General features: G+C 71.8%; 20 protein-coding genes and 1 riboswitch. Of the genes, 8 read left to right on the top strand and 12 right to left on the bottom strand.

The features are described from left to right. Positions 1-22: 22 nt before the first annotated feature. Positions 23-1,168, top strand: a complete 1,146-nt coding sequence (locus AB4Y76_RS04575) for a GNAT family N-acetyltransferase (RefSeq protein WP_441922590.1) — start codon at positions 23-25, stop codon at positions 1,166-1,168. Here AB4Y76_RS04575 and AB4Y76_RS04570 read toward each other — a convergent pair. From AB4Y76_RS04570 to AB4Y76_RS04560, 3 genes are all read right to left on the bottom strand, one after another. Further along, a complete protein-coding gene (locus AB4Y76_RS04570; protein ID WP_441922588.1) occupies positions 1,161-1,553 on the bottom strand; it encodes a type II toxin-antitoxin system VapC family toxin in 393 nt (130 codons plus the stop codon). The two genes, AB4Y76_RS04575 and AB4Y76_RS04570, sit on opposite strands and share 8 nt — an antisense overlap. After that, positions 1,550-1,786, bottom strand: a complete 237-nt coding sequence (locus AB4Y76_RS04565; RefSeq protein ID WP_441922586.1) for a FitA-like ribbon-helix-helix domain-containing protein — start codon at positions 1,784-1,786, stop codon at positions 1,550-1,552. Before AB4Y76_RS04565 ends, AB4Y76_RS04570 begins: the two co-directional genes overlap by 4 nt. A gap of 83 nt (positions 1,787-1,869) precedes the next feature. Beyond that, positions 1,870-4,056 carry an NADP-dependent isocitrate dehydrogenase gene (locus AB4Y76_RS04560; RefSeq protein ID WP_441922584.1) on the bottom strand — a complete coding sequence of 729 codons (2,187 nt, stop codon included), beginning with the start codon at positions 4,054-4,056 and terminating at the stop codon, positions 1,870-1,872. 212 nt (positions 4,057-4,268) lie between these two features. Between AB4Y76_RS04560 and aqpZ the strand changes: the two genes are divergently transcribed. From aqpZ to AB4Y76_RS04540, 4 genes are all read left to right on the top strand, one after another. After that, a complete protein-coding gene (gene aqpZ / locus AB4Y76_RS04555; protein WP_441922582.1) occupies positions 4,269-4,997 on the top strand; it encodes an aquaporin Z in 729 nt (242 codons plus the stop codon). 131 nt (positions 4,998-5,128) lie between these two features. Next, the gene (locus AB4Y76_RS04550; protein ID WP_441922580.1) at positions 5,129-5,566 is read left to right on the top strand and encodes a Fur family transcriptional regulator; all 438 of its coding nucleotides are present in this window, start codon (positions 5,129-5,131) and stop codon (positions 5,564-5,566) included. Between the two features lie 24 nt (positions 5,567-5,590). Continuing rightward, entirely contained in the window at positions 5,591-7,726 is a 2,136-nt protein-coding gene (katG, locus tag AB4Y76_RS04545) for a catalase/peroxidase HPI (RefSeq protein WP_441922578.1), read from the top strand. A gap of 95 nt (positions 7,727-7,821) precedes the next feature. After that, positions 7,822-8,805, top strand: coding sequence for a malate dehydrogenase (locus AB4Y76_RS04540; RefSeq protein WP_441922576.1), 984 nt, complete (start codon positions 7,822-7,824; stop codon positions 8,803-8,805). Between the two features lie 68 nt (positions 8,806-8,873). Here AB4Y76_RS04540 and AB4Y76_RS04535 read toward each other — a convergent pair whose 3' ends face one another. The 6 genes from AB4Y76_RS04535 to AB4Y76_RS04510 all read right to left on the bottom strand — a co-directional run bounded on the left by AB4Y76_RS04535 (position 8,874) and on the right by AB4Y76_RS04510 (position 14,531). Then, positions 8,874-9,749 carry a Gfo/Idh/MocA family protein gene (locus tag AB4Y76_RS04535; RefSeq protein WP_441922574.1) on the bottom strand — a complete coding sequence of 292 codons (876 nt, stop codon included), beginning with the start codon at positions 9,747-9,749 and terminating at the stop codon, positions 8,874-8,876. Between the two features lies 1 nt (position 9,750). Continuing rightward, positions 9,751-10,059 (bottom strand): DUF3017 domain-containing protein, encoded by a 309-nt coding sequence (locus tag AB4Y76_RS04530; protein ID WP_441922572.1) that lies wholly within the window; start codon positions 10,057-10,059, stop codon positions 9,751-9,753. Next, on the bottom strand, positions 10,056-10,910 hold the full coding sequence (locus tag AB4Y76_RS04525; protein WP_441922570.1) for a bifunctional methylenetetrahydrofolate dehydrogenase/methenyltetrahydrofolate cyclohydrolase: 855 nt from the start codon (positions 10,908-10,910) through the stop codon (positions 10,056-10,058). The genes AB4Y76_RS04530 and AB4Y76_RS04525 overlap by 4 nt, the downstream gene beginning before the upstream one ends. 31 nt (positions 10,911-10,941) lie before the next feature. Continuing rightward, positions 10,942-12,558: a bifunctional phosphoribosylaminoimidazolecarboxamide formyltransferase/IMP cyclohydrolase gene (gene purH / locus AB4Y76_RS04520; protein WP_441922568.1), complete on the bottom strand. Its 1,617-nt coding sequence runs from the start codon at positions 12,556-12,558 to the stop codon at positions 10,942-10,944. A gap of 35 nt (positions 12,559-12,593) precedes the next feature. Beyond that, positions 12,594-12,671: riboswitch (ZMP/ZTP riboswitch) on the bottom strand. 11 nt (positions 12,672-12,682) lie between these two features. Then, on the bottom strand, positions 12,683-13,303 hold the full coding sequence (purN, locus tag AB4Y76_RS04515) for a phosphoribosylglycinamide formyltransferase (RefSeq protein ID WP_441922566.1): 621 nt from the start codon (positions 13,301-13,303) through the stop codon (positions 12,683-12,685). Between the two features lie 10 nt (positions 13,304-13,313). Continuing rightward, on the bottom strand, positions 13,314-14,531 hold the full coding sequence (locus tag AB4Y76_RS04510; protein WP_441922564.1) for a cell division protein PerM: 1,218 nt from the start codon (positions 14,529-14,531) through the stop codon (positions 13,314-13,316). Between the two features lie 66 nt (positions 14,532-14,597). Here AB4Y76_RS04510 and AB4Y76_RS04505 point away from each other — a divergent pair, with 66 nt between their 5' ends. Then, on the top strand, positions 14,598-16,382 hold the full coding sequence (locus tag AB4Y76_RS04505) for a hypothetical protein (RefSeq protein WP_441922562.1): 1,785 nt from the start codon (positions 14,598-14,600) through the stop codon (positions 16,380-16,382). Continuing rightward, complete coding sequence (kynU, locus tag AB4Y76_RS04500) at positions 16,382-17,647, top strand: kynureninase (RefSeq protein WP_441922560.1); 1,266 nt, start codon at positions 16,382-16,384, stop codon at positions 17,645-17,647. The genes AB4Y76_RS04505 and kynU overlap by 1 nt, the downstream gene beginning before the upstream one ends. 177 nt (positions 17,648-17,824) lie before the next feature. Here the strand turns inward: kynU and sucD are convergent, their stop codons facing one another. From sucD to AB4Y76_RS04485, 3 genes are all read right to left on the bottom strand, one after another. Continuing rightward, positions 17,825-18,706 (bottom strand): succinate--CoA ligase subunit alpha, encoded by an 882-nt coding sequence (gene sucD / locus AB4Y76_RS04495; protein WP_441922558.1) that lies wholly within the window; start codon positions 18,704-18,706, stop codon positions 17,825-17,827. Positions 18,707-18,725: 19 nt separating this feature from the next. After that, on the bottom strand, positions 18,726-19,892 hold the full coding sequence (sucC, locus tag AB4Y76_RS04490) for an ADP-forming succinate--CoA ligase subunit beta (protein ID WP_441922556.1): 1,167 nt from the start codon (positions 19,890-19,892) through the stop codon (positions 18,726-18,728). A 158-nt stretch (positions 19,893-20,050) separates the two neighbouring features. Beyond that, a complete protein-coding gene (locus tag AB4Y76_RS04485) occupies positions 20,051-20,443 on the bottom strand; it encodes a cobalamin B12-binding domain-containing protein (protein WP_441922554.1) in 393 nt (130 codons plus the stop codon). Between the two features lie 140 nt (positions 20,444-20,583). Between AB4Y76_RS04485 and AB4Y76_RS04480 the strand changes: the two genes are divergently transcribed. After that, positions 20,584-21,486: a M23 family metallopeptidase gene (locus AB4Y76_RS04480; RefSeq protein ID WP_441922552.1), complete on the top strand. Its 903-nt coding sequence runs from the start codon at positions 20,584-20,586 to the stop codon at positions 21,484-21,486. The last annotated feature ends 1 nt before the right edge of the window (position 21,487 follow it).

Raw genomic sequence — 21,487 nt, 5'->3', positions numbered from 1 at the left:
CGAGCGTGTCAGGGTGCGGATCGTGACCCCGGCCAGCGTCCCGACCCTCAGCGACGGTGTGGTGACGCTGCGCGCGCACCGCGAGGAGGACGTCGACGCCGTCCTGGAGCAGAGCCTGGACCCGGCCAGCGTCCGCTGGACCCGGGTCCCGGTCCCCTACTCCCGCGACGACGCGAAGCGGTTCGTCCGCGAGGTGATGCCCGGCGGCTGGGCCGCCGACCAGGAGTGGGGGTTCGCGGTGGAGGCGGTCGATCCCGCCGGGTCCGCCCGCTTCGCCGGCACGGTCAGCCTCCGCGACGCGGGAGCCGGCCGCGCCGAGATCGCGTACGGCGCCCACCCGTGGGCTCGCGGCACCGGCCACGTCGAGCGGGCGCTCCGGCTCCTGCTCGCCTGGGGCTTCCGGTCCCCCGCCGAGGGCGGCCGGGGCCTGGAGACGGTGGTCTGGTGGGCCGAGGAGGGCAACTGGGCTTCCCGGAAGATCGCCTGGAAGGTCGGCTTCTCCTGCGACGGCACCGTGCGCCGGTGGCTCGACGAGCGCGACGGGCTGGTCGACGGCTGGGTGGGCACGCTCGGCCGCGACGACCTGCGGCAGCCGCGGCACCCGTGGCTGGAGGCCCCGCGGATCCACGGCGACGGCGTCGCGCTGCGGCTGCACCGGGACGAGGACGTCCCCCGGGTCGTCGAGGCGTGCCGGGACGAACGGTCGGCGTACTGGCTGGGCGCGCTGCCGGCCCCGTACACCGAGGATCACGCCCGCCAGCACCTGCTGAACCGCACCGACCAGATGGCCCGCGCGCTGGGCGTGTACTGGATCATCGCCGACCCGGGCACCGACGAGCTGCTCGGCACGGTCTCCCTGATGAACATCGGCAGCCACGCCGGCGCCGAGGTCGGCTACTGGGCGCACCCGGACGCGCGCGGCCGCGGGGTGATGAGCGAAGCGGTGCGGCTGGCCGTGCGGCACGCCTTCGTCGACGTCGAGGACGGCGGGCTCGGCCTGGACAAGGTCCGGCTCGTCTCCGCGGTGGACAACACCGCCTCGATCCGGGTCGCCGAGGTCAACGGCTTCCGCGAGGTCGGCGTCGAGCGCGCCGGCACGATCTGCCGCGACGGCCGCCACGACGTGGTGATCTTCGACCTGCTGGCCGAGGACCTGCGCCTCAGCTGATCAGCTCGACCGCGCAGCGGATCCCGGGGGCGCGCGCGAGACGGGCGTCGAGCGTGAGCAGGCTGACTCCGAGGCCCTCGGCCAAGGCTACGTACGCGGCGTCGTACGGCGTGAGGTTGTCGCGGAGCTCCCAGATCCGGGGCAGCAGCGGGACGTGCGGCATCCGGGTGATGCCGAGCGATCCGAACGACTGCAGTGCTCGCGCCCCCTCGCCGACGCTGAGCGTGCCGGCCGCGACCAACCGGCGGAGCGCGGAGGCTGCCTCGAGGTCGATGAGCTCGGGCGCCACGAGCCGCTGGTCGCGCACGCGGCCGGCCACCGCCTCGCTCCGCGCATCACCGCCCACCAGCCAGGAGACCGCGGCCGAGTTGTCCAGGACGATCAACGGCTGTCCCGATCCGCGCGCTGGAGCTCGACGACCGTGTCCGCGGAGATCCCGGTGGTCCAGCCGATGTCCGCGCGCAGCTTGGCGACGACCTCCTCGTTGCTGGGTGCCGCGGCATCCGCCTCCAGTCTGAGCCGCAAGTACTCCTGGAGCGAGCGACCGGACGCCGCCGCGCGCCTCTTCAGCACGGCGTACGCGTCGTCGTCGAGGTTCCTGATCTGCACCGTCGCCATGCATGTACGGTAGCGCTGATCCAGCGCTGCCTCCAGGACGAAAAGGCGCCCTGGGGAAAACCCCAGGGCGCCTCCTCGGGCGATCAGAGTGCGGCGAGGGCCTCGTTGAGCGTGGCCGACGGGCGCATCACGGCCGACGCCTTGGTGTCGTCCGGGCGGTAGTAGCCGCCGATGTCGGCCGGCGATCCCTGGACGGCGAGCAGCTCGTCGACGATCTTCTGCTCGTTCGCGGCCAGCGACCCGGCCAGCGCGCCGAAGGCGGCGGCGAGGTCGGCGTCGTCGGACTTGGCCAGCTCCTGGGCCCAGTAGAGCGCCAGGTAGAAGTGGCTGCCGCGGTTGTCGATCGTGCCGAGACGGCGACCCGGCGAGCGGTTCTCGTTCAGGAAAGTGCCCGTGGCGCGGTCGAGGGTGTCGGCCAGCTCCTGGGCCGCCTTGTTGCCGGTGGTGGTGGCCAGGTGCTCGAAGCTCGCGGCCAGGGCGAAGAACTCGCCGAGGCTGTCCCAGCGCAGGTAGTTCTCCTTGACCAGCTGCTGCACGTGCTTCGGGGCGGAGCCGCCGGCGCCGGTCTCGAAGAGTCCGCCGCCGTTCATCAGCGGGACGACGGAGAGCATCTTCGCCGAGGTGCCGAGCTCGAGGATCGGGAACAGGTCGGTGTTGTAGTCGCGCAGCACGTTGCCGGTCACCGAGATGGTGTCCTCGCCGCGGCGGATCCGCTCCAGGGAGAACGCGGTGGCCAGCTCCGGGGACAGGATCTGGATCTCGAGGCCGGTGGTGTCGTGGTCGGGCAGGTACGCGTTGACCTTGGCGATCAGGTTGGCGTCGTGGGCCCGGCTCTCGTCGAGCCAGAAGATCGCCGGCGAGCCGGACGCGCGGGCGCGGGTGACGGCGAGCTTCACCCAGTCGCGGATCGGGGCGTCCTTGGTCTGGCACGCACGCCAGATGTCGCCGGCCTCGACGTCGTGCTCCAGGAGCGTGTCGCCGGCGGAGTCGAGCACGCGGACGGTGCCGTCGGCCGGGATCTCGAAGGTCTTGTCGTGCGAGCCGTACTCCTCGGCCGCCTGGGCCATCAGGCCGACGTTCGGGACCGAGCCCATCGTGGTCGGGTCGAAGGCGCCGTGCTTGCGGCAGTCGTCGATCACGGCCTGGTAGACGCCGGCGTAGCTGCTGTCCGGGATCACCGCGAGGGTGTCGGCCTCGGCGCCGTCGGGGCCCCACATGTGACCGGAGGTGCGGATCATCGCCGGCATCGAGGCGTCGATGATGACGTCGCTGGGGACGTGCAGGTTGGTGATGCCCTTGTCCGAGTCGACCATCGCCAGGCGCGGGCCGGCCTCGATCGCTTCGTCGAAGGCCGCCTTGATCTCCGCGCCGTTCGGCAGGGCGTCGAGCCCGGCGAAGATCGCGCCGAGGCCGTCGTTCGCGGACAGGCCGGCGGCGGCCAGGTCGGCGCCGTACTTCTCGAAGACGTCGGCGAAGAAGGCCTTCACGACGTGGCCGAAGATGATCGGGTCCGAGACCTTCATCATCGTGGCCTTGAGGTGCGCGGAGAACAGCACGCCCTCGGCCTTGGCCTTCGCGATCGCGTTGACCAGGAACGCGCGCAGGTGCGCGACCTGCATCACCGAGGCGTCGACGACCTCACCCTCGAGGACCTTCACGCCCTCCTTGAGGACGGTCCGGGTGCCGTCGGTGGCCTCGAGCACGATCGACAGGGTGTCGTCGCCGGCGAGGACGACGGACTTCTCGTTGGACTTGAAGTCGTGCTGGCCCATGGTCGCGACGTTGGTCTTGGAGTCACTGCTCCAGGCGCCCATCGAGTGCGGGTGGGTCTTGGCGTAGTTCTTGACCGAGGCGGGGGCGCGGCGGTCGGAGTTGCCCTCGCGCAGCACCGGGTTGACCGCGCTGCCCTTGACCTTGTCGTACTTGGCGCGCGCCTCGCGCTCGGCGTCGGTCTGCGGGTTGTCCGGGTAGTCCGGGACGGCGAAGCCCTGCGCCTGCAGCTCGGCGACCGCGGCCTTCAGCTGCGGGATCGAGGCCGAGATGTTCGGCAGCTTGATGATGTTCGCCTCGGGCGTCTTCGCGAGCGCCCCGAGCTCGGCCAGCGCGTCGTCGGCCAGGCCGAACTGCGCGAGGATCCGGGCGGCGACCGAGATGTCGCGGGTCTCGACGTCGACGCCTGCCTTCGCGGCGTACGCGGAGATGATCGGGAGGAACGAGTACGTCGCCAGCAGGGGCGCTTCGTCGGTGTGGGTGTAGATGATGCTGGCCATCGGGAAAGCTCCTCCTAGGAGGCGATCGGGTCGGAATCTCTTGACGTCAAGATATCTCACGTGGCGGTGAGCCGCGACACCACCCTCGCAGTCGGGCCGAGGTCACACAACAGAGGCGGTTCTGGGCGTAGCGTCCGAAAAGCCGGGGCTCCGGCGGGAGTCGGCCGCCGGCAGGTGGTCCCGGCGACCCGTCACCGACGAAAGGTGCACCCATGGAACCGACCATGTCCAAGAAGGCCGCCGCAGAATTCCTCGGCACCTTCGTCCTCGTCTTCGGAGGTTGCGGCACCGCCGTCCTCGCCGGAAAGGGGGTGGGCTGGCAGGGCGTCGCGCTGGCCTTCGGCCTGACCGTCGTGGCGATGGCGTACGCCGTCGGCCACATCTCCGGCGGACACTTCAACCCGGCGGTCACCGCCGGGGCCGCCGTCTCGGGCCGGATCGCCTGGAAGGACACCCCGGTCTACTTCGCCGCCCAGCTGATCGGCGGCATCGTCGCCGGCGCCGTGCTGCTGGTGGTCGCCAACGGCCTCGACGGCTTCAGCGCCAAGGAGTCCGGCTTCGCCTCCAACGGGTACGGCGACCGCTCGCCCGAGGGCTACTCGCTGCTGGCCTGCCTGATCATCGAGGTGCTCCTCACCGCCGTCTTCCTGTGGGTGATCCTCGGCGTGACCGACGTCCGGGCCCCGAAGGGCTTCGCGCCGCTGACGATCGGCCTGACGCTGACCCTGATCCACCTGATCTCGATCCCGGTGACCAACACGTCGGTGAACCCGGCGCGGTCGATCGGGGTCGGCATCTTCGCCGGCTCCGACGCGATCGCCCAGCTCTGGCTGTTCATCCTGGCCCCGCTGGCCGGCGGCCTGCTCGCCGGCATCACCTACAAGGCGCTGTTCGACGACCCGGCCGCGTCCGGCGACTTCGCCGTGGCGGACGCCGGCTGACCCGCACCGACCCCGACCCGAAGGCCCCCGGCGATCCACGTCGGGGGCCTTCGGCGTCCCCGGCGGGGCCGACACGCCCGGCCTCCGTCTTTTCTTGACTGATTCCAGAAAGCGCACCTAGGGTCGGGAGCGTGACCTCGTCGGTGGACTTCCCGCTGCTGCTCCGCAGCGCGGACCTGCGCGTCACCCGGCCCCGGCTGGCCGTTCTCGACGCCGTGCACGCCCATCCGCACGCGAGCACCGACGCGCTCATCGACGCCGTCCGCCGGGCCCTCCCGGACGTCTCCCACCAGACCGTCTACGACTCGCTGCACACGCTGACCGGCGCCGGGCTCCTCCGCCGGATCCAGCCGGCCGGCTCCGTCGCCCGCTACGAGTCCCGCACCGGCGACAACCACCACCACCTGATCTGCCGCTCCTGCGGCACCATCGCCGACGTCGACTGCGCCGTCGGCGAGGCCCCGTGCCTGACCGCCGCCGACGACCACGGCTTCTCGATCGACGAGGCCGAGGTCGTCTACTGGGGCACCTGCCCCGCCTGCACCACCTCCAGCAGCAACGCCCGCTGAAAAACCCCTCTGAAAGGTTGCTCCATGTCTGAAAGCGAGAACCCGGTGCTCGGTGCCCCGACCGCTTCGGGAACCGCGCCGCGCACGAACAAGGACTGGTGGCCGAACGCCCTGGACCTGACCGTGCTGCACCCGCACTCCCCCGCCGGCAACCCGCTGGCCGCGGACTTCGACTACGCCGCCGCCTTCGCCGGCGTCGACGTCGACGCGCTCAAGCGCGACATCACCGAGGTCCTCACCACCTCCCAGGACTGGTGGCCCGCCGACTTCGGCCACTACGGCGGCCTGATGATCCGGCTCTCCTGGCACGCGGCCGGCACCTACCGGATCGAGGACGGCCGCGGTGGCGCCGGCGACGGCAACCAGCGGTTCGCGCCGCTGAACAGCTGGCCGGACAACGGCAACCTGGACAAGGCCCGCCGGCTGCTCTGGCCGGTCAAGAAGAAGTACGGCCAGTCCGTCTCGTGGGCCGACCTGCTGGTGCTCGCCGGCAACGTGGCCCTGGAGTCGATGGGCTTCGAGACCTTCGGCTTCGGCTTCGGACGCCAGGACGTCTGGGAGCCGGAGGAGGTCGACTTCGGCATGGAGGCCGAGTGGCTCGGTGACGAGCGCTACAGCGGTGACCGCGAGCTGAGCAAGCCGCTCGGCGCGGTCCAGATGGGCCTCATCTACGTCAACCCCGAGGGCCCGAACGGCAAGCCCGACCCGCTCGCGTCCGCGCGCGACATCCGGGAGACCTTCGCCCGGATGGCCATGAACGACGAGGAGACCGTCGCGCTGATCGCCGGCGGCCACACCTTCGGCAAGGCGCACGGCGCCGGCCCGGCCGAGAACGTCGGCGCGGAGCCCGAGGCGGCCGCGATCGAGGAGCAGGGCTTCGGCTGGAAGAGCACCTACAAGTCCGGCAAGGGCGGCGACGCGATCACCAGCGGCCTCGAGGTCACCTGGACCGACAAGCCGACCCAGTGGAGCAACCGCTTCTTCGAGATCCTCTTCGGCTACGAGTGGGAGCTCTCGGAGAGCCCGGCCGGCGCCAAGCAGTGGGTGGCGAAGGACGCCGAGCCGATCATCCCGGACGCGCACGGCGGCCCGAACAAGCTGCCGACGATGCTGACCAGCGATCTCGCGCTGCGGATGGACCCGGCGTACGAGAAGATCTCGCGGCGGTTCCTGGAGAACCCCGACGAGTTCGCCGTCGCCTTCGCCAAGGCCTGGTACAAGCTGCTGCACCGCGACATGGGCCCGGTCTCGCGCTACCTCGGCCCCTGGGTCGCCGAGCCCCAGCTCTGGCAGGACCCGGTCCCGGCCGCGACCGGCACCCCGATCGGTGACGCCGACGTCGCCGCGCTCAAGGCGAAGGTACTGGAGTCCGGCCTCTCGGTCGCCGACCTGGTCTCCACCGCCTGGGCCTCGGCCTCGACCTTCCGCCGCACCGACAAGCGCGGTGGCGCCAACGGCGCCCGCCTCCGGCTGGCGCCGCAGAAGGACTGGGAGGTCAACGCGGGCACCGCGCCGGTGATCGCGGAGCTGGAGAAGATCCAGGCCGAGTTCAACGCCGCCGGCGGAGCGACCGTCTCGCTGGCCGACCTGATCGTGCTCGCCGGCACGGCCGCGGTCGAGAAGGCCGCCGCGGACGCGGGCTTCCCGGTGACCGCGCCGTTCCACCCGGGCCGGACCGACGCCACCCAGGAGCAGACCGACGTCGACTCCTTCGCGGTGCTCGAGCCGCGGGCGGACGGCTTCCGCAACTACCTGCGGGCCGGGGAGAAGGGCCAGCCGGAGAAGCTGCTCGTCGAGCGTGCGTACCTGCTCGGCCTGAACGCGCCCGAGCTGACCGTGCTCGTCGGCGGCCTGCGCGCCCTCGGCGTCAGCAAGGACGGCCTCGGCGTCTTCACCGACCGCCCGGGCACCCTGTCGACGGACTTCTTCACCAGCCTGCTCGACACCGTCGGCGGCTGGAAGGTCTCGACGACCGAGCACGTCTACGAGAACGCCGACGGCCGCACCGCGACCGCGGTCGACCTGGTCCTCGGGTCGAACTCGGTGCTGCGCGCGGTCGCCGAGGTCTACGCCAGCGACGACGCCGCGGAAAAGTTCGTGCACGACTTCGTCGCCGCCTGGACCAAGGTGATGGACGCGGACCGGTTCGACCTGAGCTAGTCCTCCCATCTCATCCGAGTACCCGCGCGAACCGGCGCTGGCAGCCCGCTGCTAGCGTCGGTTCGTCGTATCCGACCTCTCTCCTGGAGTTTGACGTGACTGCACCGCTCAAGGTGGCCGTGACCGGCGCTGCCGGCCAGATCGGCTACAGCCTGCTCTTCCGGATCGCCAGCGGCGCGATCGCCGGCGACCGCCCGGTCGAGCTCCGCCTGCTCGAGATCGAGCCGGCCCTGAAGGCGCTCGAGGGCGTCGTCATGGAGCTCGACGACTGCGCGTTCCCGAACCTCGCCGGGATCGAGATCGGCTCCGACGCCGAGAAGATCTTCGACGGCGTCAACCTGGCCCTGCTCGTCGGCGCGCGCCCGCGCGGCCCGGGCATGGAGCGGGGCGACCTGCTGTCGGCCAACGGCGCGATCTTCACCGCGCAGGGCAAGGCGCTCAACAGCGTCGCCGCCGACGACGTCCGCATCGGCGTGACCGGCAACCCGGCCAACACCAACGCGCTGATCGCCCTCAAGAACGCTCCGGACATCCCGGCCGAGCGTTTCTCCGCGCTGACCCGCCTGGACCACAACCGGGCTATCTCGCAGCTCGCCGCCAAGACCGGCGCCGCGGTCACCGACATCAAGAAGATGACGATCTGGGGCAACCACTCGGCCACCCAGTACCCGGACATCTTCCACGCCGAGATCGGCGGCAAGAACGCCGCCGAGGTCGTGGGCGACCAGGCCTGGCTGCAGGACACCTTCATCCCGACCGTCGCCAAGCGCGGCGCGGCGATCATCGACGCCCGCGGCGCCTCCTCGGCCGCCTCGGCTGCCTCGGCGACCTGCGACGCCGCCCGCGACTGGCTGAACGGCACGCCGGCCGGCGACTGGGTCTCGATGGCGGTCGTCTCCGACGGCTCGTACGGCGTCCCCGAGGGCCTGGTCTCCTCGTTCCCGGTCACCACCTCCGGGGGCGACTGGGAGATCGTCCAGGGCCTGGAGATCGACGACTTCTCCCGCGCCCGGATCGACGCCTCCACCGCCGAGCTCGCCGACGAGCGCGCCGCGGTCACGGAGCTGGGCCTCATCTGAGCGCTTGATCGGAACCTGAGCCGACCCGGCGCCATTCCAGCGCCGGGTCGGCGCAATTCCAGCGGGCCTCAGCCCAGCACGGCCTCGCAGCGGGCGAGCACGTGCACCAGGTCCCGGCCGAACCGGACGTCGCAACGGTGCGCTGTCTCCCCCGAGCCGATGTTGGCGACCAGGTCGCCGAGCGCACGGGCGTAGGCGTCGCCGGTGTCCCGCTCGGCGTCCGGCTGCCGGTGCCAGCCGTCCTCGCCCCAGAGCTCGACGGCGATGCTGCGGGCCGCGTCGGGCATCCGCAGGCTCAACGACATCCGGCTGGTGCGGCCGCCCTCATGGGTGAGCACCAGGTGCACCAGGTCCTCGCGGCCGCGGGCGCCGACGACGTCGGTCACCGGGCCGAGCGCGGCGATCAGCTGGGAGAGCATGTGCGGGCCGACGTCCCAGAGCGCCCCGTGCTCGCGGCGCCAGGTCGAGCCGGCGTACGGGCTGGCGGGGCCCTGGCTGGTGAGCCAGTCCGCGCGGCCGCCGAGCGGGCCGGTGGCGGCCACCTCGGTCAGCCACTCCTCCCAGGCCGGCACGAACCGCTGGATCAGGAAGACCATCGTCGCCAGTCCGCGCTCCTCGGTCGCGGCGACGATCGCGTCGGCCGCGGCCGGGTCGAGGCTCACCGGCTTCTCCAAGAACAGGTGCCGGCCGGCCTCGGCGGCCCGGAGCGCCAGCTCGGCCTGGAGGTCCGGCGGCACCGCGAACGCCAGCGCGTCGACATCGGCGACGAGGGCGTCGAAGTCCGCGTACGCCGCCGCACCGTGCGCGTCCGCGACCTCGCCCGTCCGGCCCGGGTCGCGGCCCCAGACGCCGACCAGGTCGACCTCGGGGTGGGCGGCCAGCCCGACGGCATGGACGGTGCGTGCCCAGTGGCCGGTGCCGACGAGCCCGAACCTGACGGCCATCTCAGAGCCCCGGCTGGTCCGGGATGTTGGTGGCCAGCGCGATGAGTGCGACACCGACCCCGGCCAGCGCGACCACGTCGAACGTGCGGCCGCGGACCCGGAGCATCCCGGCCTCGTCCTCGTGGATCACCAGGCGCATCCCCGACGCGAACAGCAGCCCGACCCCGACCAGCGCGATCCCCCGCCGCCACGGACCAGCCGCGACCAGGGCGAAGCCGACCACGGTCACCGCCACGACGATCAGGTAGATCAGGCCGCCGAAGGTCGACGGCCGGCGCCGCTTCTGCTCGGGGAGGTCGGGGAGAGTCACGTCGCCGGCGTGCCTTCCGCGATGGAGACGACGTTGGCCAGCAGCATCGCCCGCGTCATCGGGCCGACGCCGCCGGGGTTCGGCGAGACCCAGCCCGCGACCTCCCAGACGTCCTCGGCCACGTCGCCGGCGATCTTTCCGTCGACGCGCGAGACCCCGACGTCGAGCACGGCCGCGCCCGGCTTGACCATGTCCGCGGTGATGATCCCGGGGACACCGGCGGCCGCGACCACGATGTCGGCGTTGCGGACGTGGGCGGCCAGGTCCCGGGTGCCGGTGTGGCACAGCGTCACGGTGGCGTTCTCCGAGCGCCGGGTCAGCAGCAGCCCCATCGGGCGCCCGACGGTGACACCGCGGCCGACCACGACCACCTCGGCGCCGGCGATCGCGACGTCGTGACGGCGGAGCAGCTCGACGATCCCGTACGGCGTGCACGGCAGCGGCGCCTCGGTCCCGAGGACGAGCCAGCCGAGGTTCGTCGGGTGCAGGCCGTCGGCGTCCTTGGCCGGGTCGATGAGACCGAGGACCCGGTTCTCGTCGATGCCCTTCGGCAGCGGGAGCTGGACGATGTAGCCGGTGCAGGCCGGGTCGGCGTTGAGGCCGGCGACGGCTGCCTCGATCTCCTCCTGGGTGGCCGTCCCGGGCAGCTCCACCCGGAGCGACTCGATGCCGACCTCGGCGCAGTCCTTGTGCTTGCCGTTGACGTACCAGCGCGAGCCCGGGTCGTCGCCGACCAGGACGGTGCCGAGGCCGGGGACGATGCCCCGGTCGGCGAGCGCGGCGATGCGGGACTTGAGCTCGTCCTTGATGGCGGCAGCGGTGGCGTTGCCGTCGAGCTTCTGTGCGGTCACGTGGTTCATCCTGCCTGGGGAGTCTGTGAGATCAGTGGAAGAAGTGCCGCGTGCCGGTGAAGTACATCGTCACGCCGGCGGCCTTGCAGGCCTCCACGGTCAGCTCGTCGCGGACCGAGCCGCCCGGCTGCACGATCGCCGTGACCCCGGCCTCGATGAGGATCTGCGGGCCGTCCTCGAACGGGAAGAACGCGTCCGAGGCGGCCACCGAGCCGCGGGCACGCTCCAGCTTCCCTCCCGGACCCTCGACCAGGCCGTTGGCCCGCTCGACGGCGAGCTTGCAGGAGTCGACGCGGTTGACCTGGCCCATGCCGATGCCGACCGAGCCGCCGTCCTTGGCGAGCAGGATCGCGTTCGACTTGGCCGCGCGGCAGGCCTTCCAGGCGAAGGCCAGGTCGGCGAGCACCTCGGGCGAGGCGGCCTCGCCGGTCGCGAGCGTCCAGGTCGACGGGTCGTCGCCCCCGCCCTCGACGACGGCGTCGACGTGGTCGACGGTCTGCATGAGCAGCCCGCCGCTGATCGGCCGGGTCTCGACCGGGGAGCCCGCGCCGGCCGCGGCGACCAGGATCCGGATGTTCTTCTTGCCCTGGAGGATCTCCACGGCGCCGTCCTCGTAGCCCGGGGCCACGATGACCTCGGTGAACACGTCGGCGACCTGCTTGGCCATCTCGACGGTGACCGGCCGGTTGGCCGCGATCACGCCGCCGAACGCGGAGACCGGGTCGCACTCGTGGGCGCGGCGGTGAGCCTCGGCGATGTCGGCGCCGACGGCGATACCGCACGGGTTGGCGTGCTTGATGATCGCGACGGCCGGCTCGGCGAAGTCGTTCGCGGCGCGGCGGGCGGCGTCGGTGTCGACGTAGTTGTTGTACGACATCTCCTTGCCGTGCAGCTGCTCGGCCTGCGCCAGGCCGGCCGGCCCGCTGTGCCCGTCAAAAGCAGCATTCAGGTAGAGCGCCGCCTTCTGGTGCGGGTTCTCGCCGTAGCGGAGCACGGTGGCCTTGTCGTAGGTGCCGCCGATCCAGGCCGGGAAGCCGGTGCCCTCGCTGGAGTCGGTCAGCACGCTGCCCATCCAGGAGGCGACGCCGACGTCGTACGTCGCGGTGTGCACGAACGCCTTGGCGGCCAGAGCCTTGCGCTCGTCGTAGGTGAAACCGCCGCTGCGTGCCGCCTCCAGCGCGCGGGGGTAGTCGGCGCCGTCGGTGATGATCGCGACGCTCGGGTGGTTCTTGGCGGCCGCGCGGACCATCGAGGGGCCGCCGATGTCGATCTTCTCGATGATCTCCTCGACCGTGCCGCCGGCCGCCACGGTCGCGGCGAACGGGTAGAGGTTGACGACCACCAGGTCGAAGGGCTCGACACCGAGGTCGGCCAGCTGCTCGACGTGGCTGTCCAGACGGCGGTCGGCCAGGATGCCTGCGTGCACCCGCGGGTGCAGCGTCTTGACCCGGCCGTCGAGGCACTCCGGGAAGCCGGTCAGGTCCTCGACCTTGGTGACCGGCAGGCCGAGGCCCTCGATCAGCGCGGCGGAGCCGCCGGTGGAGACCAGCTCCACACCGGCCTCGGCGAGGCCGCGGACCAGGTCGTCGAGGCCGGTCTTGTCGAAGACGGAGACCAACGCACGCTTGATCGGGATCTGGTCGCTCATGAGAACACTCCTGGGGCTGGGTACACGGGTCGGACTGAGGGCACCCAGGCGTTCGATGCGGCCTCGACTCACTCCCTGCTGGTGGCCCAGCTGCGCCAGTCGTGTGCGGCGATTCTAAGCGACGTCAGCGGCCGAAACGAACTCGGCGGTCGCTGATCGTCAACCCCTCGCGAGCCATCCGGCCGACGTTCTCGACCAGCATCTCCCGCTCGGCGACCTTGATTCGGTCGTGCAGGCTCTCGACGTCGTCGTCGTCCTGCACCGGGACGACCGCCTGGGCGATGATCGCGCCGGTGTCCACCCCGGCGTCGACGACGAACAGGGTCGCGCCGGTCACCTTCACGCCGTAGGCGAGGGCGTCGGCGGGACCGGTGGTGCCGGGGAACGACGGGCACAGCGCGGGGTGGGTGTTGACCACCCGGTCGGCGAACGCACCCAGGAACGCCGGCCCGACCAGCTTCATGAAGCCGGCCAGCACGACGACGTCGGGCTCGAAGGCGGCCACGGTGTCGGTCAGGGCCAGGTCCCAGTGCTCGCGGGAGGTGAACTGGCCGACCTTGCGGACGAACGTCGGGATGCCGGCGCGCTCGGCCCGGGCCAGGCCCTCGATGTCGTCGCGGTCGGCGCCGACGGCGACCACCTTGGCGCCGTACGCCGGGTCGGCGCAGGCGTCGATCAGGGCCTGGAGGTTGGTCCCGGCGCCGGAGACCAGGACGACGAGGCGGGCAGGGTTGGCGTCGCTCACGGCGACGAGGCTACCGGCGCCGCTCGGCCCGGCGGTCGGCCCAGGTGGCGATGAGACCGGCCAGGGCTCCCCCCACCGCCATGGTTCCGGTGGCGAAGACCAGCACCTCGGCGACCGGGGCGCCGACCTCGGCCAGCCGGCCGCTGCCGAGCGGGCCGCCGGCGAGCGCGATCGCGAGGGTGACGAGCACGCCCGCTCCGAAGCCGGCGCCGGCGCCGCGCAGCGCGGCCACGTCGTACGCCGGCGACTCGCCGCCCGTCACTGCGCCACGCCGACCGAGGGCCGTGCCGAGACCGGCGCAGACGGCCGGGACGACCATGAGGACGGCGAGCCAGCCGGGGGTGGGGCCGTCACCGGGCAGCGCGGCCAGGACCGGGACCGCCGGGACCACGCCGAGGGACACCGCGGTGGGCGACACACTGGTGCCGACGCCGAACGCGAACCCGGGGCCGAGCAGGTAGGCGCAGCCGAGGAGGACCGCGTTCGGGGCGAAGAGGGCGGTCGCGACGGTGAGGCTGAGGGCGTCCCCGACGTTCAGGTCGAGGCCGGAGAAGACCGTCGCGGCCTCGTTGAAGGAGATCAGCAGGCCGACGGCGACGAGCACGGCTCCGGAGACCACCAGGGCGAGCGCACCGGCGAGCGCGCCGACGGCGACCTGGCGGGCCCACTCCGGGACCCGGGCGACCCAGGTCTCCAGCCGGCCGGTCCCGGACGCGAGTCCGAGGCCGCCGCCGACGGCGGCGACGGCCGCGGCGCCGAGGACCGTGCGGGGCAGGCTCACGCCGGCGTCGGCCGAGGCGAGCACCCCGACGAGCACGGCGACGACGACGTAGCCGCAGGTCAGCATCGCGACAGCGGATCCGAGGGCCCGGTCGTCGGTCGCCGGGGCGGCGTTCCGGACGGCCGCGCGGCCGCTGCGGTACGCCACCAGCACCAGCAGCACCGTCAGCCCCAGCGGCACCATCCCGACCGGGGTCCCGGACACGGTCACGTGCGAGCCGTGCCCGACGAGCCAGGCGACCGCCCCGGCCCGGAGCGCGTCGGTGGTGTCGCCGTGGGCGCCTCCGTCGGCGAGGAACCACGCCGTCAGCGCGAGCGCGAGGCAGAGGACGAGCGAGACGACCGCGGCGAGAGCGCCGGCAGCGGCGGCGACGACCCCCAGCGGACGCCCCGCGGGCTCCTCGGGTCGCCCGGAGGAGACGGTCGGACGCCGGATCAGGTCGGTCATTTCCCTCACATCCTCACCCATCGCCGTGACGCCCCGGGTTTGCCACACCGGTAACCTCGGTCTGTCATGCCAACTGCCGAGGAATTCGACGAGTTCTACCTCACCACCCGTCGCCGCCTCGTCCTGCAGACGTTCGCCCTCACCGGCGACCTGGGTGCCGCGCGCAGCGCCGTCCGGGACGCCTACGTCGCCGCGCGTCACCACTGGGACAAGGCCGGCCGCCTCGACGACCCCGAGAACTGGGTGCGCCCGCGCGCCTGGAGCGCCGCGGCCCGCCGGCACACCGCCCGCCTCTGGCACAAGGAGCGCCACGTCACCGCCGAGCAGGCGGCCGTGCTGGAGGCGCTGCACAAGCTCCCCGACGCGCAGCGCCGGGTGCTGATCCTCAACCAACTCGCCACGATGCCGCTGGACGACATCGGCCGCGAGGTCGGCCTGACCCGGGAGAAGACCGAGGAGGCGCTGCAGGCCGCCACCGCGGCCACCGCGCTCGCCCTCGAGTGCGACAGCACCGAGATCCGGGCCCGGCTCGAGACCCTCGACGAGGCGGCCGGCACGGTGAAGCTCCCGCGCGCCCCGATCGTGCGCCGCAACGGACTGCGCCGGCGCCGCAACCACGCGATCGTCGGGTCCGCCCTGATCGCCTTCCTCACCGTCGGAGCCGGCGCCTTCGTGGCGGAGGGCGCTCCCGCGAAGCCCGCGCCGCGTCCGGCCGAGCTGGTCGCGAAGCGGATGCTGCTCACCCCCGAGCAGGTCGCCCCGCTGACCCCGCGCCAGCCGTTGACCCCGACCGGGACCACCGACAACACCCAGGGCACCGGCCTCAACACGATGTGCCAGACGTCGAGCTTCGCCGACGACAACGGGCTCGGCACCTGGGTCCGGAAGTTCGCCGCCGCGGGCGTCCCGGCCCCCCAGGGCCTGGTGCAGACCGTGGAGATCTCCAACTCCCCCGGCGCCGCCCGGGCCGCCTACGACACCACCCTCGGCTGGTACACCGGCTGCCGGGTCGCCCGGATCCAGCTCGTCGACGCCTACGACGTCACCGGCGTCGGCGACCAGGCGCAGATCCTGCGGATGCGGATCCCGAGCAGGCAGGACCGCTCCTACGTCGTCGGCGTCGCCCGGACCGGGGCGCTGACCACCTCCACCGTCCTGGAGTCCCTGGCCGACAAGCCCCTGCCCGCGGACCGGCTCGCCCAGGTGCTGGCAGCCTCGGTGCAGAACCTCTGCGAGTCCCCGGTCGCCGGCGCCTGCGTCACCGCGCCGCAGACCGTGGCCACCCTGCCGCCGCCGTCCGGGGAGACCCCCGGCATGCTCGCGATCGCCGACCTGCCGGCGATCGGCCGGGTGATGCGTCCCTGGGTGGGCACCGACCCGCAGCCGGCCACGCTGAACCCGGCCGCGACCACCTGCGACAACGCGAGCTTCACCAAGGCCGGCGCGACCAAGCCGCTGACCCGGTCGTTCCTGATCCCGAACGCGGGGCTGCCGAAGCGGTTCGGCCTGACCGAGACCATCGGCACCTTCGCGACCCCCCAGGCCGCGGCCCGGTTCCACGACCGGCTGGTGACCCGGATGAAGGCCTGCCCGGACAAGGAGCTCGGCAGCACGCTCAGCCGCAGCACGATCTCGCGCAACGGCGTCCGCGGGTCGTCGTACGCGCTGTGGCGGCTGGAGAACCAGGTCAACCAGCGCCAGGAGAGCGTCGCCTACTGGACCGCGGTGATCCGGGCCGGGAAGAACGTCGCCCAGGTGACGATGACCCCGGTGGACAAGTACGACGTGGACAAGGCAACGTTCCAGGCCCTGGTGAACCGAGCGAGGGACCGACTCTTCGAGGTGGGCTGATGACCGCAACGCTTCCGACGACCCGCGACGACGCCGTCCGGCTGGACGAGGCGTCCCCGCTGCGGCACACCCGCGACCGGTTCCGCATCCCCGAGGGCGTGATCTACCTCGACGGCAACTCGCTCGGGGTGCTGCCGGCCGGCGTGCCCGCCCGGATGGCCGACGTGGTGGAGCGCGAGTGGGGCGAGGGCCTGATCCGCTCCTGGAACGCTCTGCCCGATGGTGGCGGCCGCTGGATCGAGCTGGTCGGCCGGGTCGCCGCCCGGATCGCCCCGCTGGTGGGCGCCGCGCCCGCCGACCTGCACGTCGGAGACTCGACCAGCGTTTCCCTGTTCAAGACGTTCGTCGCGGCCGCCCGGCTGCGCCCGGAGCGCCGGGTCCTCGTCGTCGAGCCGTCCACCTTCCCGACCGACGGCTACATCGCCGCGGGCGTCGCCGACCTGCTCGGCCTGGAGCTGCGCTGGTGCGACCCGGCGGACCCGGTGGCCGCGGTCGACGCGGGAGTCGCGCTGCTGTCGCTGACCCACGTCGACTTCCGCACCGGCGCGATGTACGACATGGCCGCGGTCACCGCCGCCGCCCAGGCGAAGGGCGCCCTGGTCCAGTGGGACCTCTGCCACTCCGCCGGCGCGGTCCCGGTCGACCTGACCGCCGCCGGTGCCGACTTCGCGGTCGGCTGCACCTACAAGTACCTCAACGGCGGCCCCGGCGCGCCCGCCTTCACCTGGGTGGCGCCGCGGCACCAGGAGGCGGCCCGGCAGCCGATCACCGGCTGGATGGGCCACGCGTCCCCGTTCGCGATGGCCCGCGACTACGACCGCGCCGCCGGGATGACCGGCTGGGCGTCCGGCACCCACCAGGTCCTCGCGCTGTCGGCCCTGGACACCGCCCTGGAGGCCTTCGACGGCGTCAGCACGGCCGACCTCCGGGCGGCCTCGCTCTCCCTGACCGACCTGTTCGTGCGGCTGCTCGGCGAGCGGCTGCCGGACCTGGAGATCGTCACCCCGCTGGACCACGCCCGGCGCGGCAGCCAGGTCTCGTTCCGCCACGAGCACGCCTACGGCATCGTCCAGGCGCTGATCGCCCGCGGCGTCATCGGCGACTTCCGCGACGACGGCGACGCCCCGGGGATCGCCCGGTTCGGCTTCACCCCGCTCTACCTGGGCCACGCCGACGTGTACGACGCCGTCGAGCACCTGGTCTCCGTCCTGGCCGCCGGGGAGCACCTCGACCCGGCGTACGCGGAACGCAACGCCGTCACCTGAGGCCTGGGCGAGCGGCGGCGGTTTCCCAAGGGAAGGGGGGAAACCGGCCGGACAGCCCGATGCTTCGGGTCGGAAGCGCCAGTTTCGGGCTGGAGGCGGCTCCGCCCGCTGGGTACGACGCCCGTACGACGAAGGCCCCCGGATCGCTCCGGGGGCCTTCGTCGCGTTCTGCCGAGATCAGAGCGACTGCATGATCTCCCGCATCAGGGCGGCGGTCTCGGACGGCGTCTTGCCGACCTTGACCCCGGCGGCCTCGAGGGCCTCCTTCTTCGCCTGCGCGGTGCCCGAGGAGCCCGAGACGATGGCGCCGGCGTGGCCCATGGTCTTGCCCTCCGGGGCGGTGAAGCCCGCGACGTAACCGACGACCGGCTTGGTCACGTGCTCCTTGATGTACGCCGCGGCCCGCTCCTCGGCGTCGCCGCCGATCTCGCCGATCATCACGATCGCCTTGGTCTCCGGGTCGTTCTCGAAGGCCTCGAGGGCGTCGATGTGCGTGGTGCCGATGATCGGGTCGCCGCCGATGCCGATGGCGGTGGTGAAGCCGTAGTCACGCAGCTCGTACATCATCTGGTAGGTCAGCGTGCCCGACTTCGAGACGAGACCGATCGGGCCCTTGCCCGCGATGGTGTGCGGCGTGATGCCGGCCAGCGACTCCTCCGGGGAGATGATGCCCGGGCAGTTCGGGCCGATCATCCGGGTGGTCTTGCCGTCGAGGTACGCGAACACCTCGGCGGTGTCCTGGACCGGGACGCCCTCGGTGATGACCACCAGGAGCGGGATCTCGGCGTCGATGGCCTCGATGCAGGCGTCCTTGGTGAACGCCGGCGGGACGAAGGCCACGGACACGTTCGCGCCGGTCTCCTTCATGGCCTCCTCGACGGTGCCGAAGACCGGGAGCTCCTTGCCGTTGAGCTCGACGGTGGTGCCGGCCTTGCGCGCGTTCACGCCGCCCACGATGTTGGCGTCGGCCTGGAGCATCAGGTTGGTGTGCTTGGAGCCCATCCCCCCGGTGATGCCCTGGACGATGATCTTGGAGTCCTTGTTGAGGTAGATCGTCATTGCTTCAAGTTCTCCTGTTTCAGTTGTTCGCCAGCTCGGCGGCCTTGTCGGCCGCGCCGTCCATGGTGTCGACCACGGTCACGAGCGGGTGGTTGAGCTCGGCGAGGATCGCGCGCCCCTGCTCGACGTTGTTGCCGTCGAGCCGGACGACGAGCTGCTTGGTCTCGGAGTCACCCAGGATCTCCAGCGCGCCCTTGATGCCGTTCGCGACCTCGTCGCACGCGGTGATGCCGCCGAAGACGTTCACGAAGACGCTCTTGACCTGGGGGTCGTTGAGGATGACGTCGAGGCCGTTGGCCATCACCTGGGCGTTCGCGCCGCCGCCGATGTCGAGGAAGTTCGCCGGCTTCACGCCACCGTGCTTCTCGCCGGCGTACGCGACGACGTCGAGGGTCGACATGACCAGACCCGCGCCGTTGCCGATGATGCCCACCTGGCCGTCGAGCTTGACGTAGTTGAGACCGAGGTCCTTGGCCTTCGCCTCGAGCGGGTCGGCCTCCTCGCGGATCTCGAAGTGCTCGTGGTCGGGGTGGCGGACCTCGGAGGCGTTGTCGTCGAGCGACACCTTCCCGTCCAGGGCCTCCAGCTTGTCGCCCTCGAGGCGGGCGAGCGGGTTCACCTCGACGAGGGTGGCGTCCTCTTCGACGTACACCTTCCAGAGCTGCTGGACCATCTCGATGGCCTGGTCACGGAGCTCGGCCGGGAACTTGGCGTCGTCGACGATCTCGGCGGCCTTCTCCGGGGTGACGCCCTCGATCGCGTTGATCGGGATCTGGCGCACGGCCTCGGGGTTGGTCTTGGCGACCTCCTCGATCTCGACGCCGCCCTCGACCGAGGCGATGCACAGGTGCGAGCGGTTGGCGCGGTCCAGCAGGAACGAGAAGTAGTACTCCTCGACCGGCGGGGTCGCCGGCGTGACCAGGACGCGGTTGACCGTCAGGCCCTTGATCTCCATGCCCAGGATGTTGGAAGCGTGCTCGAAGGCCTCGTCGGCGGTCTTGGCGAGCTTGACGCCGCCGGCCTTGCCGCGGCCACCGGCCTTGACCTGCGCCTTGACGACGGTGACGCCGCCCAGCTTCTCAGCGGCTGCCTTGGCCTCCTCGGCGGTCTCGACGACCACACCGAGGGTGGTCGCGACGCCGTGCTTGGCGAAGAGCTCCTTCGCCTGGTACTCCATCAGATCCACGGGTTCACCCAATTCTTTGAGGACTGCACTGCTCTTGCTGCGTCAATGCATGCGGGGGCTCTGCCACAAGGGCGGAGCCACAGGCGAGCGTAAACCTGTTGACGCTCGTCCCGTGAACCGGGTCAGGTCGTGGAACGCCGACGGCGGCGCCGCGGACCTCAGGCCTGGTCGGGGAAGCGGGTGTTGACCCAGTCGGTGATCTCGGTGGTGGTCGCGCCGGGGGTGAAGATCTTGGCGACACCCAGCTCGGTCAGCGCGGGCAGGTCCTCGTCGGGGACGATGCCACCGCCGAAGACGACGATGTCCGCGGCGTCGCGCTCGGCGAGCAGCTCGATGATCCGGCGGAACTGGGTCATGTGGGCTCCGGAGAGCACCGAGAGGCCGACCAGATCGGCGTCCTCCTGGATCGCGGTCTCCACGATCTGTTCCGGCGTTTGGTGCAAACCGGTATAAATGACCTCATGTCCGGCATCACGCAGCGCGCGGGCCACGACCTTGGCACCACGGTCGTGGCCATCGAGGCCTGGCTTGGCAACAACGATGCGCAACATGACCGGCAGAGTACTAGGACGTCCTAGTAGAACGTGTTCCGGGTTACCCCGTATCCCGGAACGGCTTCCTCCGTTGTGCACAGTGGTCGCGGTCAGGATTTCACTCCCCCGTGACCGTTCCGTTACAGTTCGGCGGGCAAGTGAAACGCCGACGAGGCAAGAACACGAGCAAGGACAGCATGGGTAACCACCGGGCAGACCGCAGCGGCCACGAGGCCGCCGCGACCCCGACCCCTGCTGCGACCGGCACCCGCGCCGCGACCGGCAAGCGCAAGGCCACCCGTCGCCAGGCGCAGGCGAACCGGCTCCGGAAGATCCCCGCGGTCCCGACCATCGTCGGGACCGTTGCCATTGCTGCGGCCGCCGTCGGTGCCGTGGGCATGGGCCAGGGGGCGCTCCCGGGCAGCCAGAACATCCAGCTCTCTGCCGGCGCGTCCGACTCGTTCAGCGGCACCGACGCCTTCAACTTCACCGGCGACGACCCGCGCGCGCAGGCGATCAGCCGCGACTCCGAGCGCCAGGCCGCCGAGGACGTGGCCGACCAGAAGCTCAAGGCCGCGGTCGAGGAGCAGAACCAGCAGCGCAACGCACAGCTCGCCTCACTGGCCGCCTCCGCCCAGCGCCGCGCCGACCAGATCGCCAAGAACCTCTGGGTGCTGCCGACGATCGGCTACCACCTGACCGCCCGCTTCGGTCAGTCCAGCGGGCTGTGGTCCCACAACCACACCGGCCTCGACTTCGCCGCCCCCACGGGCACCCCGATCTTCGCGGTCGCCAACGGCGTGATCACCTCGACCGGATTCGACGGCGCCTACGGCAACAAGACCGTCGAGACCCTCCCCGACGGCACCGAGATCTGGTACTGCCACCAGTCCGAGATCGGTGTCACCGTCGGTCAGAAGATCATCCAGTCCGCGCAGATCGGCCGCATCGGCAGCACCGGCAACGTCACCGGCCCGCACGTGCACATCGAGGTCCGCCCCGGCGGCGGCGACCCGGTCGACCCGTACCCGGCGTTCCTGTTTCACGGAGTGACTCCGTAGT

The organism is Marmoricola sp. RAF53, assembly GCF_052114005.1.
Lineage (GTDB): Bacteria > Actinomycetota > Actinomycetes > Propionibacteriales > Nocardioidaceae > Marmoricola.
This window is presented reverse-complemented; position numbering and strand designations above follow the sequence as displayed.